This window comes from Pseudonocardia oceanicola (genome assembly GCF_047200735.1).
Classification (GTDB): Bacteria; Actinomycetota; Actinomycetes; order Mycobacteriales; family Pseudonocardiaceae; genus Pseudonocardia.
The window spans coordinates 248,467-263,513 of the sequence record NZ_JBJZON010000005.1; the positions used below are offsets into that span (position 1 = coordinate 248,467).

The window sequence follows — 15,047 nt, forward strand, 5'->3', positions numbered from 1 at the left end:
CCCTATCCGGCCTGGGCACAGGTAGTACCTGGTCGTCATCGATGGCGGCGCCGGGCGTCCTCGTGGCGGTAGTCCCCGCGGCGGCGGCGCCCTGAGCTCGCTGCGAGGTGCCACCAGCCGCAGGCGGGGCAGTGGTAGGTCAGCTTCTCCTTGCGGCCGGGGATGCGGCCGCCGGTGGCGTCGAGGTGGCGGAGGTAGCGCGCGGAGCGCAGCGCGCGGGCTGCGGTCTGCGAGTCGGGGTGGCCGGTCTTGCCCGAGCTGCAGAACGGGGCCTTCGAGGCGAGCAGGCGGCGTGCGTGGTCGGTCATCTCGGTTCCTTCGGTGTCGAGGGTGGGGATCGAGGTCGGTGAGTGAGAGGTGGTGGACGGAGGGGTTCAGCTCGTGCCGTCGGTCGTGGCCTCGGGCCGGGGGTCGGGGTCGACCAGTCCGGTGCCGGTGAGGAAGTGGGTCCAGGCGAGCCAGAGCCGCAGTCCGTCGCGGAGCAGGCAGACCTGCTGGTAGTCGAGGACGGCGAAGGTGTTGTCGGTCCCGTCGGGACGCGTGTGCAGTGCCGCGAGGGCGAGGAGGGGCACATCCCTTCCGCAGGTGCGGACCTTGAGGCGCCGCCTCGGCGAGCCGTGCACGGTGGCGGTCGCGGGCAGCACCGCGGTCCAGTCGGTCTGCGCCGGGCTGGGCGACTCCCCGGTGGCGAGTGCCGCGGCGAGCAGCGGCACGGTCGCGGCCAAGGTCGACTGTGCCCACTCGTCGAGGTAGTCGACGAGCTCCTGCACGGCCGACGAGCCGAGGGCGATGCCGATCGCCGCGCTGCCGTCGTCGCAGGCAACGGTCAACACCATCTGGGCCGTCCCGGGGCGGGGGGACATCTGCGCCAGCACCACGTTGTCGCATCGCCGGTCGTGCAGCAGGGCGAAGGTCGACACCGTCCGACTGTCCCGGCCCGGCTCGTGCAGCGGCTGGTAGCTGCCGGTGCAGCGACTCCCGGCCCGGTCGAGGTGGCGGTGGAACAGGCCGCCGGCCCCGACTCGCCGGGTCCTCGAGCAGACCGGGCAGACCCCCCGGGCGGGGCCGACACCGCTGAGTTCGTTGCTGGTTCTGGGCATGGGAGTACCTCATTCCGCTTGCAGGATGGGCGCTGTATCGTGCTCCGAGTAGAGCGAGGCGGGCCCCTGGGGCCCCGGCAGTGACTAGGTTAGGCGCCATTCTTCGTAGTCGTCAACCCCCATTCTTTGGGTCGCGTTCGCAGCGGCGGAGGAGGTGCCGGTCGACGATCCGACGGAACACAAAGCTCCAGGTCAGAGCCTCTTTGAGCCTTGACTGAGGTATCTCTGGGTTATCCGCTTCGAAAGCTCACTCGGATAGCTTGATGCGATCCGTGAGTCTAAAGCTTGGATAGTTCTCCGAGTGGAAATCCGCTGCCAATTGTCGCCTTGTATCTTTGACGCTATGGGTTCCGTCAATACTCTGAGGACTCAGGTTCGGGTTATGCGTGGACCTCAGAAGTCCAGGTCTAATGCGAGAAGAAGACCGCTTAGGCAAGTGCTCGGTGAGCAGACAACCTACGAGATAGGCCTTGTGCTGTCGTGTGAGCGAGACTCGCAGGTGAGCGGGTATGGCCTCGCCGGGGGCGAGGGCGTGGTGACTCTGCACCCCGGCCGTGGCTTGCCCGGCCCGATGCCCCGCCTGCCCGGCCCGACGCGGGTGAGATCACCGCGGCGGTCGCGGAGCTCGGCTGCCGGATCGGGTGGTGATCTCACGCCGGTCGGGCGAGCGCGGTGCCCCGCCCGCGCCACGTCCGGGGCGCGGGCGAGTCACGCCTCACCACCGCGGTGAGGCCGCCCCGGGCCCGGTGCGCCCCCCTCGCCGGTCCCCGGGGCGTCCTTCGACTCCATCAGGAGTTGTCATGACCGCCACCGAGCTGCTCACCCGCCGCAACGCCGCGCTGCCCGAGATCGTCGAGGTCCTGCGCGCCCAACAGGACGCGAAGCTCGACGTCGTTGCGGCCGCCCGGAACCTGCGGGTCGTCGACGGGAAGCTCCGGGTCGCAGGCGTCGACCACCGGATCAGCCCCGACGGGGTCACCACCTGCGACGCCGTCCTGACCCCGACCTCGTCCGCCGACGCGGACCTGGCCGCCAAGCTCGACATCCCGCTTCCGTACCTGCGGCGGCTGCGCACCCACAAGACCGACCTCTACGACACCAACGTCAACGCCTGGCTGGCCGACAAGCCCGACCGGCGCTTCCTCGTCCGCGGGCTGCGGGACTCCGGGTCGCCGGATCCCGGAGTGCTCCGGGCGATGCTGTCGGACTCCTACCGCATCGTCGACAACCTCGACATCCTGCTCAGCGTCCTCGACGGCATCCGCCACGCCGGCGCCAAGGTCGACATCACCCAGGCCGACCTGACCGAGACCCACATGTACGTCAAGGTCCGCTCCGCCGAGATCGCCGAGCAGGCCCCCGAGCTGCTGGCCGACTACCGCAGCCCGTTCACCGGCGCCCGCGGCGCCGACAACCCGCTGGTCTTCGCCGGATTCGTGATCTCCAACAGCGAGACCGGCCACGGCAAGTTCAAGATCACCCCGCAGCTGATCGTCCAGGTCTGCAACAACGGCATGACGATCAACAAGCACGCCCTCTCGGAAGTCCACCTCGGCGGCAAGCTCGAGGAGGGCCAGATCCGCTGGAGCCACGACACCCAGGCCACCGCGCTGGAGCTGGTCGGGAAGAAGGCCCGCGACGCCGTGGCGAGCTTCCTCGACCGCGACTTCGTCCGCGTCCAGATCCGTGAGATCACCGCCGAGGCCGGGGTGGACATCGCCCAGCCCACCGAGACGATCGAGCACGTTTGCAAGAAGCTCAGCTTCACGAACGAGCAGCAGGACGCGATCCTGCGCGACTTCATCTCCGGCGGGGACTGCACCTCCGGCGGGGTCCTGCACGCGGTCACCTCCGCCGCCCAGCGGGTCGAGAACGCCGACACCGCCTACGAGATGGAGCGCCAGGGCCTGCGGGCGATGAGCCTCGCGGCCGCCCACGCCCGGGCCGCCTGACTGTCCGGGGCCGCCCCGCCTCATCTCGTAGTTCTTCCTGCCCTTCGCGCATCAGGCCGCCCGCGGCCCCGAAAGGACCCGATCACCCATGAGCACCGACCACACGCCGTCCGATCCGCCCAGCCGCTACCTCGACGAGGTCTTCCGGCCCGGCGCCAGGCTCCTGCCCCTGGCACTGGACGTCAGCCAGCCCGCGGTGCGGGCCATCCTCCGGCTGTTCCTGGAGATCAAGACCGCCGAGAACCACTGGCTGACCGAGCCCACCCCCCGCGGCGGGCGCGACCTGCAGGACGTCGTCGAAGCGTGGTTCACCGGCATCGGCCTGACGCTCGACCAGTCCGCGACCTCGCTGGTGCTCGGCCTGATCCGAGGATGGCGCGACCCCGGGATCGACGTCACGACCGAACAGACTTGCTACGGGCGGGACTGCTACGGCGAGGGCTGCTGCGAGCAGAACAGCGGAACCATCAGCGAGCCCGAGCCCGAGCCCGAGCCCGAGCCCGAGGCCGAGGCCGAGGCCGAGTCCGTTCCGGTGGCGCTCGCCCTCTACGGCGACCGCTGCAGCGGCGGACCGGCCGAGCCCACCGACCCGGACGTCCTCACAGAGGTCGCTGCGGACCTGATGGGCGACATCTTCGACCTCGCCCGACAAGCCGGCCTCGAACCCGACAGGCTCGTCGGACGCGCGCTACGCCTGCTAACGAGCAGAGCGCCGAGTGGCGGCCCGAGGCCGCCCTCGTCCGGCGGCCCGCCGGGCCCGCTGCGCCGGACACGGTGAACCTCGACGACGTGGCCGAGCTGGTGCGCGCGCGGTGTCGAGTGCCTCCCGCTCGACACCGTCGGTGGGCGGCGGGCCGCCCTCTGGGCCGGCCCCGGCCGCACGGAGCCCGGCCACGGGCCCCGCTGGACGGTGCGAGCCGGGCCCGCTCCGCTCTGCGGAGACCCGAGCTCGTCGGTCGTCCGGCTCGACGCCCTCGACGTCGGCCCGCACCGGGACGGAGCGGACGCGGTGAACGTTGATCGTATCGGCGCGCGCACCCCGCAGGCCATCGCCGCGGTGATCGTCGCCCAGGCGCGCAAGACCGCCGCGGCCGTCCTGGACTTCGACGAGATCGAAGCCCTCGGACTGGACGGGACCTGCCGCAGCTGATCAGGAGTCCGTGGCGGGATCGCCCGAGCTCCGCTTGGACGGCCGCCCGCTGTGTAAGCAGCAGCGCCCGCGGGAACGCGCACGGCCCGGCCGCCGGGGGCGGGCCGGGGCCGTAGCCGCGATCGGACCGCATCCTTCGTGGCCGAGCCGGGGCTACCCGCGCAGAGCCGCGTCATATCGATTCTGCCCGGGGACCCGGGCTCGGAGTTCGGGGTCAGGAGGGCGTGACCGAGATCGGCGTATCCGGCGCGGGTGGGCCGGCCGTAGTCGCGGCATCGGAGGTGTCGGGCGGGAGGGTGAGCGATGTCGCGGCCTTCCGCAGGGCGCTCCCACTCATCCTGGTGACGATGTCGCGTGGAAGGACACGCTGGATCACCGAGAGGATACGGAAGAGCAGGCCAGGGATGACCATCGTCCGGCTGCGCTCCCACCCGGCGAGTGCGTCCGCCGCGACCTGCTCGGGGGTCAGGGCGCCCGGGGCCGAAGCGATGCCGCCGTCGACCAGTCCGGCGGCGACGTCGAACTCTGTCACGGTGGGGCCCGGACACAGCGCGGTGACGCGCACCCCGGTCCCGCGTACCTCCTCCGCCAGTGCCTGCGCGAAGCTGGCGAGGTAGGCCTTGGTCGCTCCGTACACCGCCATCCACGGTGCCGGAGCGAGACCACCTACCGAGGACACCACGATCACCCCTCCGGAGCGACGCTCAACCATGCCCGGCAGGAGGCCTCGGACCAGTTGGGTCGTCGAGACGACGTTGAGCTGCACCATCGAGGTCGCGTCGACGGGATCATGGACCTGGAAAGGGCCGACGACGCCGCGACCGGCGTTCGCGACGAGCAGGTCGACCGGTCCCAACCGCTCGGCCGCGGCGACGACCTCGTCCGCCGCGCCCGGTCGAGTGAGGTCGACGACGAGTGGGACCACCGCACCGGAGGTCACGTCGCGGAGGGCAACAAGCCGTTCGGCCCGGCGGGCCACCGCCAACACCCGGTACCCCCGCCCGGCGAGCGTTCTGGCGAAGGCCGCACCGATGCCCGATGAGGCGCCCGTGACGACCGCGATCCTCTGCTCCATCGCTGCTCCCCTGCCGTTGAGTCAGAGGAACGCTCGGCAGCAGTCATCGCGGTGTTACTCAGCGTGGTCAAATCTGTGGAGCCGCAGCAGGGCCTTCGCACCGCTGGCGGCCCGCGTTGTGGGACTCGCACTCTGGCGTCCCGCGCCCATGCCGACGATGAACCGCGCAGGCTCCGGCGCAGGTGAACCCGCCCATCGGCCCAGGTGCGCGGATGTCGGCAACACCCGGCCGCGCAGAAGCGGGTCCACACCGGCCGGGCCAGCGCGAACCCCCGCCGTCCAACGGGCGACGGGGCGCCCCCGGCGAGTGCGTCCCACCCCGGGACGCCACCACACGGCCCCTGCGGGTCGTGGGGACCGACTCGCCCTTCAGGAGGTCCGCGTGAGCACAACCGAACGCGCCAGCACCGAAACCGACACGGCCGACATCACCACCCCTGCCGACACCGCAGCCGACACCGCGACGCCCGAAACCGCTCCCGAGACAGCCGCCGAGCCGGAGACCGATGCGGACGGCGATGCGGACGGCGAGGCGGAGGACCTCGGCGAGCTGATGTGGGCGGACCCGACCGAGCTGGTGGTCGGGATCAACACCCGCACCGAGGTACGGCTCAGCGCGCACTTCGTCGCCGACATCCGCGAGCGGGGGGTGCGGGAGCCGATCACCGTGCGTCGCCGCGACGACGGTGCGCTTGTGGTGCGCAAGGGCCAGCGCCGCACCCGCGCCGCGGTGAAGGTGGGCCTGCCGCGAGTGCGGGTGCTCGTCGAGGCCGCCCTCGACCCGGCTGAGGCCGACCGGCACGGCCAGATCGCCCGCATCGTCGACCAGCTCGGGGAGAACAACCACCGGGCCGGGATCGCCGATCACGAGGAGGTCGCCGCCCACCAGGAGCTGCTGGAGCTGGGGCTGACCGCGGCACAGATCGCCCGCCGGACCCGTACCCCGGCTGCGCGGATCCGCCAGACCGGGCGGGTCGCCTCCAGCGAGATCGCAGCCCGAGCGATGGCCCGCTACAAGCTGACCCTCGACCAGGCCGCGGTGATCTCGGAGTTCGACGACGGCACCGCGGAGGGCATCGAGGCGGTCAAGGCGCTCACCGTGTGCGCGGCACGCGAACCCAACCGGTTCGCCCACGCCGCGCAGCGGGCGCGGAACGACCGCGAGGACCGCCGATTGCTCGCCGACGCCTACGCCGAGGCCCGCGCGCAGGGCCTGACCCTGCTCCGGGCCGCCAGTGGCGGGGCCGACGGCGAGCAGGACAGCGAAGAGCACCCCACGGCGCAGCCGCTGACCGAGCTGCGCCCACACGTCAAGGACCCCCAGTACACCCGGCTCACCGCCGAGGACCACCAGGACTGCCCGGGGCACGCGATCGCCCTGGAGGTGCAGCGGAACTGGTCCGGCGCGGAACCGACGGTCGAGACCATCGCCTACTGCCTGGACCCCGCCGCCTACGGGCACGCCCCGTTCTACGGGCGCCGCCCCACCAGCACCGAGGCGGCCGCGACAAAGTCGGAGGAGGAGCTGGCCGCGGAGAAGGAGGCCGCCCGGGTCGAGCGCAAGCGGGTCATCGACGGCAACAAGGCCTGGGACGCCGCGGTGCCGGTGCGGCGCGAGTTCCTGAAGGCGCTGCTCACCCGCAAGTCCGTGCCGAACAACGCGGCACTGTTCATCGCCACGGCGATGGCCTCGGGTGGGCACGAGCTGCGCAAGGCGTTCGAGGGTGGCAACCAGCTCGCCTGCGAACTGCTGGGCGTCGAAGTGCCAAGTGGCTGGTACGCGGGCAAGCCCAACCCGCTGCTGAGGCTGCTGGAGAACGCGAAGGCGAGCAAGGCCACCCAGGTCATGCTCGCGGTCGCGCTCGCCGCCGACGAGGCCAGCCTGCACCGCAACAGCTGGCGCGAGGGCAACGCCGGGCGCAACCCGCGAGCGGTCGCCTACCTGAACGCGCTCAAGGCCTGGGGCTACACCCCGACCCACGTCGAGGAGCTCGTCATCGACCCCGACACCGAGGCCCCAACGAGCGAAAGCGGCAACCAGGCCGACGACGAGGGCATCTCGGACATCGAGGGCGAGCAGACCACCGGCCGGCCGGTCGCCGGGTCGGCCGTCTGACGTCTGCGTGGCGGGGGTCGGGACCTAGATCCCGACCCCCGCCTTGTCTGGTGCGCCACCTGAGCGTGGCTGCGCCTCGAGCTTCCGTCAGCGGCAGCTCCGGCATCTGCTGAGCAGGACCAAGGGCCCGGCCGGACCGGGGCCCGGCCCGACACCCCACCCGGTCCCGGTGCAACGACCGGGGCTGCCGGGGCGCCCCCGGCAGCTCGGGTGGCTATGGAACCGCAGGTCACCTGGGGTGAGTGGTGGGCGTGGTGATCGCGGCGCGCGCCTCCTGGTGGCCGGCGCGACTGGACCGCCCGAAGGTCAGCACAGACGGGTGGGGCGAGCGGTCAGACGAACCCGCCCGACCCATCCCGGTGAGACCGCGTGCCGGTCGTCGAGCTCGGCCGCCGGTCGAGGTGAGGCGGTCACACGCGGCATGGGCCAGCCGGAACCGCCTGCCCGTCCCCTGCGGGGACCCCACCCGCCCGCGCTGAGGCGAAGCCGCGTTCCACCCGCACCGACCACCAGGAGGCCCTGATGTCCCGCACCGCGACCACCACCCTCACCACCGCGCTCGGCTTCAACTCCGACAGCGCCTGGCGTGAGTTCGGCGACCGCGACGCCAACCAGGACCGCATCGCCTCCGACCTGGCCGGCGCTCTCGACGAGCCCGGCTTCTGACCCGCCCCGGACGGGCCCTCGGCGGGCCCGCCCACTCGCCTGGAGAGGAGGCCCGCGATGCTCGACCCGACCGGGAAGATCAACAGCTTCGACCGCTTGGACTACATGCGCAGCTACGTGCTGCCCGACACCGTCGACGCCAACATCCCGCGTGACCGCAGCCGCCCCGGCGGCTACGGCGCTCACGAGTACGCCCGCGGCCTGCTCATCGAGACCGCCCAGCAGCTGCAGGCACGCCCGGAGCGGCTGCGCTACTCCGAGCACCAGTGGGCGTGCACCGACCGCTGGGACATCTGCCGCGACCCCCGCGGCTGCCCCGCCGGGCCGATCGACCTGTGCGCGGTGACGTTGGACCTCGCGGTCCCGTGCTCCACGATCCGCGTCGCGGTCAGGTGGTTCCGATCCGCCCGCGACCACCATCAGGGCTGGCGCCTGAGCATCGACGGGCAGCCGGTCCCCGACGAGGACCGCACCCACTCCCCCAGCCCGCGCTACACCGGCGCGCTCGTGGCCTGGCACCACCACGCCGCCTGGGAGGCCCGGCTCCGCGGACACCGCACACACCACGGCTGACCTGCGCGCAGATCGCGCACGCCGTGGTGCGGGCCCCACTTCCCCGGGGCCCGCACCCCTTCTCCCCCACCTTGCCCCGCCCGACCCGACGTGAGGAGTTCCGTCCATGCCCGAGACGACCACCCGCACGACCGCCAGCGGCGGCTACGGCCGCTGCACCGGCTGCGACCAGCTCAAGTCCCTCGACCACCGCGGGCACCCGCACCCGCACAACCGCTTCAGCGCCGAGAACACGTCCCTACGCACCCGCCGCTGCGCCGGCGAGCACACCCCGGCCCGGAAGGGAACCTGACCATGACCAACACGTCCCAGCCCAGCGCCCGCCCGCCCATCCGCCTGACCAGCAGCGACGGCATCATCGCCTCGATCCCCACGCTCGTCGGTTTCACCCCCGCCGACTCACTCGTGATCATCACCCTCGCCGGGAGCCGGGTCGGCCTCACGCTGCGGGTCGACCTCCCGCCCGCCGGCGAGGAGACCGCGGCGGTGGCCGCGCACGCCGCCCGCACGATCGACCGACACCGGCTGAACGCGCAGCTCGCCGCGGTACTGGTGGTCATCGGCGAGGACGTTCGGGCCGACCTGGTCGACGCCGTCACCGAGCACCTGGCCACGGTCGGGGTCCCGGTCCGGCAGTCCCTGCACACCTCCGCGATCGCGGCAGGCATGCCCTGGCAGTGCCTCTGCGACTGCGGCGAGGTAGGCATCCTCGACGACCCGGCCACCTCGGTCCTGGCCGTCACCGCAGCGGCGACCACCGGCCAGGTCAGCTACCGCTCCCGCGAGGAGCTGGCCGCCGCGCTCGACAGCCGCATCGACACCGGTACCGCCCACCGGCGCGCCGAGCTGATCGGCGCCCTCGACGGCGCGGGCGCCGTGGTGCAGGGCGCCGTGCTCGAGTTCGGCGCACGCGTGCTCTCCGGTCGGCTCGACCAGCTCGACGAGAACACCATCGTCGGAATCGGGGCCGCCCTGCTCCAGCCCACGCGCCGCGACGCGCTGGTCAGCTGGACCGCCGAGATCACCGAACCCGGGGTCATGCGGGCCGCGTGGCTGCGCATGGTGCAGCAGCTGCCCGGCGAGGCCCGCGCCTATGCCGCGACGCTCTGCGCGATCGCCGCGCTCCTCGACGGCGACGGCGCCACCGCCAACGTCGCCCTCGACGTGGCCGAGGAGCTGCGCCCGGGCCTGTCCCTGGCCAGGCTGGTCAGCCAGATCACCGCCCGCGGGATCACGCCCACCGCTCTGCGCGAGCTGATCCGCGACGGCGTGCGATGACCGAGCCCCAGGGCCCGCCCCCGCCTCCGACCCCGGGGATGGGGCGGGTCCTGTGGCCGACCTGGGAGCGGTGCGAGTGGTGCCGCGCCCAGCTCTACATCGCCCCGTCGATCACCCCGAGGAATCCCCGCCTACAAGGCGCGTGGGTGCCACGGGACGCCCCCACCCAGGTCCTCTGCCCGGCGGCGCCCGCCGACCGCGCCACGGGCAGGGCAGGCACCGAGCACCGGATGGACCTGGAGTGGGCACGCCGGTTCACCGGCCCGCGCTGCGACGGCCAGATCCTCCTCGACGGGCCGGGACGGCCTGCAATCGAGTGCCCCCGTCGCCCGGTACGCCGGGTGACCCGGCACCTACCCGGCCCCCGTCCGCGCACGACCGCCCGGCAGGGCTGCCATGAGCACTTCCCGACCCTGCTCAGTGAGGCAGAAACCGACGACCAGGCCCGCCGCCGCCTGGGCCACAATGACCTGCCCCGCCTGCGCGTCGAGCAGGTGGAGCTGGTCGTCACCAACCGGGACCGCGCCCATGGCCGGAGCGGTCGGTGGGAGTCCACCCTCGCCGAGGGCCCGATCCAGCACCAGCTCTTCTAACAGCCGCGGGCGGGGCACCCGGGCCTCCTCGGGCTGACGAGCCGGTCGGGAGAAGCCCCAGGAGGTTACCGGGCCAGCCCGCAGGACCGGCCGATCCGAGTCTCGTCTGCGGGCAGCGGATCGGTGCACGCCCACGCGGACTCCCGCCAGAGAGCCGGTGTGGTTGATGGAGACGCCCAAAGGTCAGCACACACCCCGGGCCATGACGCGATGAACCCGCACCCATCCATCCCGGTGAGACCGCCGCGCGGTTCCCGAGCTCGGCCGCCGGTCTCGGTGGAGGCGGTCACGACCGGGATGGACGAGCCGGAACCCCCGCCCCAGACCAGGGGCGCGCACTGAGGCAAGCCGCGTCACCCCAACACACCGACCCCTCAGACAGGAGCCCCACCATGAACGAGAACACCTTCCACGGCACCGTCGGCCGCGAGATCCGGCTCAACCACAGCCAGCGCACCGGCACCGCGGTGGTCAACTTCTCCATCGCCATCAACTCCCGCCGCCGAGACCAGTCCACGGGGCAGTGGGTCGATCGCCCCACGGTCTGGAAGGACGTGGTCGTGTTCGGGCAGTTCGCCGAGAACGTCTACGACACCCTCACGACCGGCATGCACGTCACGGTCACCGGCGAGGAGGTCGACGACTCCTACACCAAGGAGCTCGACCAGCCCGGCCGCGACGACGTGGTCATCCGCCGCACCAAGATCGAGGCTCGCGACGTCGCGGTCAGCCTGCGCTACCAGAAGGCGACGGTCGAGAAGGTGCAGCGCTCCCGCGAGCAGGCCGGCGACCAGCAGAGCAACGGCCGGGCGACCACCGCGCCGCAGCAGGTCGGCTGACCGCCCGCACCGGGCGGCCCGCACCCGCGGGCCGCCCGGCCGGTGTGTTCACCCGCCCGAGCACCCGCACGGTCGGCTGGATGCGGCGGCGGGCGTCAGCGGTTGAGGACGTCATCGGTTGAGCGTGTCGGCGTCCCAGGCCAGCGAGTCGCCCGGAGAGACCGGCCACGCCTCGAGGCCGAGGCAGGCCAACACGGCATCGATCAGCCTGCGGGAACCACCGATCAGGGTCGAGTCGAAGTCGATCTCGGTGGCCACGCACCACGAGCGGTCCTGCGGCCAGAACAGGTTCGGGGACTGCGGCCAGATCCCCCGCGGGTCACCGAGACCCGCCGCGTCGGCCAGGGGGCCGGTGAACAGCAGATAGTTCCGCCCAGGCAGCGCCAGGCGAGGCCCGTCGAGGACCTCGAGCGGGAACGCCGACGGAGGCTCGCCCTCCTCGATCACAGTGCCGTCGGCCGCGCGATGCGCTGGAACCAGGCGCCGCGGGCGTCGACCCAGCCCAGGCCCTCCCACAGCGCGAACACGCACCGCTGCGGTCGGCTCAGCAAGCACGTCGAGCAGCGCGGTCAGCGACCGCACCGGGAGGTTCCCCTCCTCAGGCGGGGACCCCGACCAGGCCGAGCGCAGGGTCACCCCGCCGCCAGCGGCGGGGACATCGTGGGTGCGCGAGATCGTCAGCCACTGCATCAGCGGGTGGGCGATCGTGCCCGTGCTCGTGCAGACCTGCGCCCAGGTGCCCGGCTCGCCGGCCATGGTGTGCGGCGGGTGCATGATCCGGGCGTAGGCATCGAACACCGCCGGAACGTGCTGGCCCACCGTGCCGTCGAGCCGGTCCAGGCGCGCAGCGATCCAGTTCCCGGCCCCGACGTCCGGGAGCCACTCCGGGTGCCCCATGCCGGCCATGATCGCCGTGGGGAAGTAGGCGTGCCATTGGTTTGGCGCGCTGGTCGGGATGCGGGGATCGCGGCGCGCGCCTCGCGGGGTCGTGGGGGGCTCCTCGCTGATCGACGTCGCGATCCTGCCCGAGGACCCGCTCGCCCGCTCCAGGCCCTGCGCTGCGCTCCGGCCGCACGCGGTCGCCTACGGCGAGCCCGGCCCGGCTTCCCGGGACCCCGGGCCTTCCGGTTCGCGCCGAAGCGAGGAGAGGCCACCCCAACCCCGGACGGCTGCCGCCCGCGTAGCCGCCCGGCGGTCGTCGGATGTCCAGACCGGCCTCACTCGGAGGGCACCAGGTGGCCGTACAGGGCGGCGACCAGCGGAAACGGAAGGAGAAAGCGGATGAAGCTCAGCAGGAGCAGTAAGCGTCAGAGCACCCGTGACGGCGGCGAGGAGAAGCGGTTCTGCCGCGGCTGCGGCCATCAGCTGTTCGTGACGAGGTGGGGCTACCAGGAGGTCTGCTCGAAGCCCCGCTGCCAGGCGATCGTCCTGGCCCGCACCGAGCACCGGCTCGCCTGACCGGCGCGTGCCCCGACCCGAGACCCACACGATTCGAGAGGAGACCGAGATGGACTGGCGGAACGAGGCCGCTTGCCGCGGCCAGGAGCCCGAGCTGTTCTTCCCCGTCGGGAACGCCGGGCCCGCGCTGGCGCAGACCGCGAAGGCCAAGGCGGTGTGCGCCCGCTGCCCGGTGCGCCGGCAGTGCCGGGACTGGGCCCGCGCGCACGAGGACAGCGGCGTCTGGGGCGGCGAGGACGAGTACGAGCGCCGCGAGGCCCGCGATCAGCACCGCCGCAGCCGCCGCTCGTTCCGAGCCGCATGACCATCACCCACCCGACGACGGGCTGGTGAGACGGGCCAGGAGCTAGCTGGCCCGTCTCACCGGAACCGTACCCGACCAGGGAGAACACCCGGTGAGCACGAACAGGAGCACGACGACGATCCCGCCGGTGAGCGAGCCGCGGGACTTCCCCCGCAAGGCCGCGCTGGTGTCCTGTGCCCGGCTGGCCATGCACCCGCGCAACATCCGCACGACACTCACCGATCTCGACGAACTCGCCGCATCGATCCGCGCCGAAGGCGTGCTGCAGCCGCTGCTGGCGCACGCCCGGTTCGAGCGCCGTCCCGGGGTGGCCGACCTCGAGGTCATCGACGGGCACCGGCGCCTCGCCGCGGCGGAGATCGCCGGGCTGCGCCGGGTGCCGGTGATCGTGCGCCCGCGGGTCACCGACGATGACGCGCTGTTCGCGATGCTCGGCGCCGCGTTGAAGGCCGACGTCGAGGACCGGGACAAGGCCAGGGCGGTGACCGTACTGAATGAGGAGTTCGACTACACCTGGACGGAGATCGCCGCCCGCCGACAGCTGCCCCTCGACGCCGTCCTGGCCTGGCGCCAGGACCGCCGCGGCCGCGAGCGGCCAGGCCGCGCCCGACCCGCCAGGGCAACGCAGACACCCGGGCGCCGCGGATCAAGCCCTCCGCCGTGCACGAGATGTGCGCGCGGTTCGACCGCCGCAAGCTCACCGCCGAGCAGGTCGTCGAGCAGCTGCGCGCGGTGCTCGGGGACTGGCAGCCCGCCCTGGCCACCACGGTGCACAACGAGAAGACCACCCCGACCGACACGACCGGCCCGACCAGCACGGAGGCCCAGCCATGACCATCCCGACGACGATCCCCGCGGTCGGGCGGTGGTCCGTGCAGGGCCGTGAGCTGCTCGGTTCTGTCGGGCCGACCTGGCAGGCTGCAGACGATCACCTTCGGGGGGACGTCATGGCGGATCCGGGCCGACCGCAGCCACCGCGCGACCAGCCGCGCCGGCGCACGGTGCGCCCGCCACGCCCGACCAGGCTGATGCAGGCCGCCCTCGACGCCGCCGCCGCCGGGCTCTACGTGTTCCCGGTGTCGCCCAAGGGCAAGCTGCCCGCGATCAAGGAGTGGGAGGACGCCGCCACCCGCGACCCGCAGCTGATCGAGGAGTGGTGGAGCGCGCGGCCATGGAATCTGGGACTCGCGGTGGGCAGGTCGAACGTGCTGGTGGTCGACCTCGACCCGCACCGCGGCGCCGAGCCGCCGGTGGAGTTCCCCGGTGCTCGCGGTGGGGCCGACGTGCTGGCCCGGCTGGCCGCCGAGGCCGGGCAGCCGGACCCAGTCGACACCTACACCGTGACCACCCCGTCCGGAGGGGAGCACCGCTACTTCCTCATGCCCGAGGGGCTGGAGCTGCGCAACACCCAGGGCCGGCTCGGATGGAAGATCGACACCCGCGGGCACGGCGGGTTCGTGGTCGGGGCCGGGTCGGTGCGTGCCGACGGGCTGTACCGGGTGAGCCGGCACGGGGCCGTTGCCCCGCTACCGGGATGGCTCGCCCACGCGCTGACCCCGCCGCCGCCTCCGCCACCGGCGGAGCCGCTGCAGCTGACCCGCCGCCGCGCGGACGCCTACCTGCAGAAGATCCTCGACGACGAGCTCGAGGAGCTGGCCGCGGCTCAGGCCGGTACCCGCCACGACGCCCGACTCAAGGCCGCCCGCACCCTCGGGCGCCTGGTCGCCGGGGGTGAGCTCGATGAGCACAGCGCCCGCGACCTGCTGCTGCAGGCCGCGGCCGGGCACATCGGCGCCGACACCCGCGAGAGCGAGGTGATCCGCGACGTCGAGGACGGACTCGAGTACGGCAAGCGGCTGCCGCGAACGCTGCGCCGCCGCCACGACCACGAGCACCGCGACCAGCAGCAGAAGCCCTGAGCCCGGGCAGGGAGGTGAGCGTGC

Annotated in this window: 18 protein-coding genes; 14 read left to right on the forward strand and 4 right to left on the reverse strand. The window is 72.8% G+C overall.

Going from position 1 to position 15,047, the window contains the following annotated elements; translation table 11 throughout:
• Positions 1 to 35: 35 nt before the first annotated feature.
• Together ACL02T_RS10770 and ACL02T_RS10775 are read right to left on the reverse strand one after the other, a co-directional pair.
• On the reverse strand, positions 36 to 308 hold the full coding sequence (locus ACL02T_RS10770; RefSeq protein WP_412830498.1) for a hypothetical protein: 273 nt from the start codon (positions 306 to 308) through the stop codon (positions 36 to 38).
• Positions 309 to 374: 66 nt separating this feature from the next.
• Positions 375 to 1,100 carry a hypothetical protein gene (locus ACL02T_RS10775; protein ID WP_412830499.1) on the reverse strand — a complete coding sequence of 242 codons (726 nt, stop codon included), beginning with the start codon at positions 1,098 to 1,100 and terminating at the stop codon, positions 375 to 377.
• A gap of 800 nt (positions 1,101 to 1,900) precedes the next feature.
• Between ACL02T_RS10775 and ACL02T_RS10780 the strand changes: the two genes are divergently transcribed.
• The 3 genes from ACL02T_RS10780 to ACL02T_RS10790 all read left to right on the forward strand — a co-directional run bounded on the left by ACL02T_RS10780 (position 1,901) and on the right by ACL02T_RS10790 (position 4,202).
• Entirely contained in the window at positions 1,901 to 3,052 is a 1,152-nt protein-coding gene (locus ACL02T_RS10780; RefSeq protein ID WP_412830500.1) for a DUF932 domain-containing protein, read from the forward strand.
• An 88-nt stretch (positions 3,053 to 3,140) separates the two neighbouring features.
• Positions 3,141 to 3,830, forward strand: coding sequence for a hypothetical protein (locus ACL02T_RS10785; RefSeq protein ID WP_412830501.1), 690 nt, complete (start codon positions 3,141 to 3,143; stop codon positions 3,828 to 3,830).
• A gap of 231 nt (positions 3,831 to 4,061) precedes the next feature.
• On the forward strand, positions 4,062 to 4,202 hold the full coding sequence (locus ACL02T_RS10790) for a hypothetical protein (RefSeq protein WP_412830502.1): 141 nt from the start codon (positions 4,062 to 4,064) through the stop codon (positions 4,200 to 4,202).
• Positions 4,203 to 4,416: 214 nt separating this feature from the next.
• Here ACL02T_RS10790 and ACL02T_RS10795 read toward each other — a convergent pair whose 3' ends face one another.
• Complete coding sequence (locus ACL02T_RS10795) at positions 4,417 to 5,277, reverse strand: SDR family NAD(P)-dependent oxidoreductase (RefSeq protein WP_412830503.1); 861 nt, start codon at positions 5,275 to 5,277, stop codon at positions 4,417 to 4,419.
• Positions 5,278 to 5,659: 382 nt separating this feature from the next.
• Between ACL02T_RS10795 and ACL02T_RS10800 the strand changes: the two genes are divergently transcribed.
• The 7 genes from ACL02T_RS10800 to ACL02T_RS10830 all read left to right on the forward strand — a co-directional run bounded on the left by ACL02T_RS10800 (position 5,660) and on the right by ACL02T_RS10830 (position 11,342).
• Positions 5,660 to 7,393 (forward strand): ParB/RepB/Spo0J family partition protein, encoded by a 1,734-nt coding sequence (locus ACL02T_RS10800; RefSeq protein WP_412830504.1) that lies wholly within the window; start codon positions 5,660 to 5,662, stop codon positions 7,391 to 7,393.
• Positions 7,394 to 7,915: 522 nt separating this feature from the next.
• Entirely contained in the window at positions 7,916 to 8,059 is a 144-nt protein-coding gene (locus ACL02T_RS10805; RefSeq protein WP_412830505.1) for a hypothetical protein, read from the forward strand.
• Between the two features lie 57 nt (positions 8,060 to 8,116).
• Positions 8,117 to 8,632 carry a hypothetical protein gene (locus tag ACL02T_RS10810; protein WP_412830506.1) on the forward strand — a complete coding sequence of 172 codons (516 nt, stop codon included), beginning with the start codon at positions 8,117 to 8,119 and terminating at the stop codon, positions 8,630 to 8,632.
• A 106-nt stretch (positions 8,633 to 8,738) separates the two neighbouring features.
• Complete coding sequence (locus tag ACL02T_RS10815) at positions 8,739 to 8,924, forward strand: hypothetical protein (RefSeq protein WP_412830507.1); 186 nt, start codon at positions 8,739 to 8,741, stop codon at positions 8,922 to 8,924.
• Between the two features lie 2 nt (positions 8,925 to 8,926).
• Positions 8,927 to 9,910, forward strand: a complete 984-nt coding sequence (locus ACL02T_RS10820; RefSeq protein ID WP_412830508.1) for a DUF4192 domain-containing protein — start codon at positions 8,927 to 8,929, stop codon at positions 9,908 to 9,910.
• Positions 9,907 to 10,503 carry a hypothetical protein gene (locus ACL02T_RS10825; protein ID WP_412830509.1) on the forward strand — a complete coding sequence of 199 codons (597 nt, stop codon included), beginning with the start codon at positions 9,907 to 9,909 and terminating at the stop codon, positions 10,501 to 10,503. The genes ACL02T_RS10820 and ACL02T_RS10825 overlap by 4 nt, the downstream gene beginning before the upstream one ends.
• A gap of 392 nt (positions 10,504 to 10,895) precedes the next feature.
• The gene (locus ACL02T_RS10830) at positions 10,896 to 11,342 is read left to right on the forward strand and encodes a single-stranded DNA-binding protein (protein WP_412830510.1); all 447 of its coding nucleotides are present in this window, start codon (positions 10,896 to 10,898) and stop codon (positions 11,340 to 11,342) included.
• 111 nt (positions 11,343 to 11,453) lie between these two features.
• On the opposite strand, the gene ACL02T_RS10835 is transcribed toward ACL02T_RS10830, so the two are convergent.
• Positions 11,454 to 12,239, reverse strand: coding sequence for a hypothetical protein (locus ACL02T_RS10835; RefSeq protein ID WP_412830511.1), 786 nt, complete (start codon positions 12,237 to 12,239; stop codon positions 11,454 to 11,456).
• 384 nt (positions 12,240 to 12,623) lie between these two features.
• Here ACL02T_RS10835 and ACL02T_RS10840 point away from each other — a divergent pair, with 384 nt between their 5' ends.
• From ACL02T_RS10840 to ACL02T_RS10855, 4 genes are all read left to right on the forward strand, one after another.
• Positions 12,624 to 12,800 (forward strand): hypothetical protein, encoded by a 177-nt coding sequence (locus tag ACL02T_RS10840; RefSeq protein WP_412830512.1) that lies wholly within the window; start codon positions 12,624 to 12,626, stop codon positions 12,798 to 12,800.
• A 49-nt stretch (positions 12,801 to 12,849) separates the two neighbouring features.
• Complete coding sequence (locus tag ACL02T_RS10845; protein WP_412830513.1) at positions 12,850 to 13,104, forward strand: WhiB family transcriptional regulator; 255 nt, start codon at positions 12,850 to 12,852, stop codon at positions 13,102 to 13,104.
• 91 nt (positions 13,105 to 13,195) lie between these two features.
• Positions 13,196 to 13,990 carry a ParB/RepB/Spo0J family partition protein gene (locus tag ACL02T_RS10850; protein ID WP_412830514.1) on the forward strand — a complete coding sequence of 265 codons (795 nt, stop codon included), beginning with the start codon at positions 13,196 to 13,198 and terminating at the stop codon, positions 13,988 to 13,990.
• Positions 13,935 to 15,023, forward strand: a complete 1,089-nt coding sequence (locus ACL02T_RS10855; protein WP_412830515.1) for a bifunctional DNA primase/polymerase — start codon at positions 13,935 to 13,937, stop codon at positions 15,021 to 15,023. The genes ACL02T_RS10850 and ACL02T_RS10855 overlap by 56 nt, the downstream gene beginning before the upstream one ends.
• The last annotated feature ends 24 nt before the right edge of the window (positions 15,024 to 15,047 follow it).

What these genes read in the sequence shown, in the direction of transcription:
- ACL02T_RS10770 (WP_412830498.1), bottom strand. Translation starts at nt 308, where the DNA reads ATGACCGACCACGCACGCCGCCTGCTCGCCTCGAAGGCCCCGTTCTGC.
- ACL02T_RS10775 (WP_412830499.1), bottom strand. Translation starts at nt 1,100, where the DNA reads ATGCCCAGAACCAGCAACGAACTCAGCGGTGTCGGCCCCGCCCGGGGG.
- ACL02T_RS10780 (WP_412830500.1), top strand. Translation starts at nt 1,901, where the DNA reads ATGACCGCCACCGAGCTGCTCACCCGCCGCAACGCCGCGCTGCCCGAG.
- ACL02T_RS10785 (WP_412830501.1), top strand. Translation starts at nt 3,141, where the DNA reads ATGAGCACCGACCACACGCCGTCCGATCCGCCCAGCCGCTACCTCGAC.
- ACL02T_RS10795 (WP_412830503.1), bottom strand. Translation starts at nt 5,277, where the DNA reads ATGGAGCAGAGGATCGCGGTCGTCACGGGCGCCTCATCGGGCATCGGT.
- ACL02T_RS10805 (WP_412830505.1), top strand. Translation starts at nt 7,916, where the DNA reads ATGTCCCGCACCGCGACCACCACCCTCACCACCGCGCTCGGCTTCAAC.
- ACL02T_RS10810 (WP_412830506.1), top strand. Translation starts at nt 8,117, where the DNA reads ATGCTCGACCCGACCGGGAAGATCAACAGCTTCGACCGCTTGGACTAC.
- ACL02T_RS10815 (WP_412830507.1), top strand. Translation starts at nt 8,739, where the DNA reads ATGCCCGAGACGACCACCCGCACGACCGCCAGCGGCGGCTACGGCCGC.
- ACL02T_RS10820 (WP_412830508.1), top strand. Translation starts at nt 8,927, where the DNA reads ATGACCAACACGTCCCAGCCCAGCGCCCGCCCGCCCATCCGCCTGACC.
- ACL02T_RS10825 (WP_412830509.1), top strand. Translation starts at nt 9,907, where the DNA reads ATGACCGAGCCCCAGGGCCCGCCCCCGCCTCCGACCCCGGGGATGGGG.
- ACL02T_RS10830 (WP_412830510.1), top strand. Translation starts at nt 10,896, where the DNA reads ATGAACGAGAACACCTTCCACGGCACCGTCGGCCGCGAGATCCGGCTC.
- ACL02T_RS10835 (WP_412830511.1), bottom strand. Translation starts at nt 12,239, where the DNA reads ATGGGGCACCCGGAGTGGCTCCCGGACGTCGGGGCCGGGAACTGGATC.
- ACL02T_RS10840 (WP_412830512.1), top strand. Translation starts at nt 12,624, where the DNA reads ATGAAGCTCAGCAGGAGCAGTAAGCGTCAGAGCACCCGTGACGGCGGC.
- ACL02T_RS10845 (WP_412830513.1), top strand. Translation starts at nt 12,850, where the DNA reads ATGGACTGGCGGAACGAGGCCGCTTGCCGCGGCCAGGAGCCCGAGCTG.
- ACL02T_RS10855 (WP_412830515.1), top strand. Translation starts at nt 13,935, where the DNA reads ATGACCATCCCGACGACGATCCCCGCGGTCGGGCGGTGGTCCGTGCAG.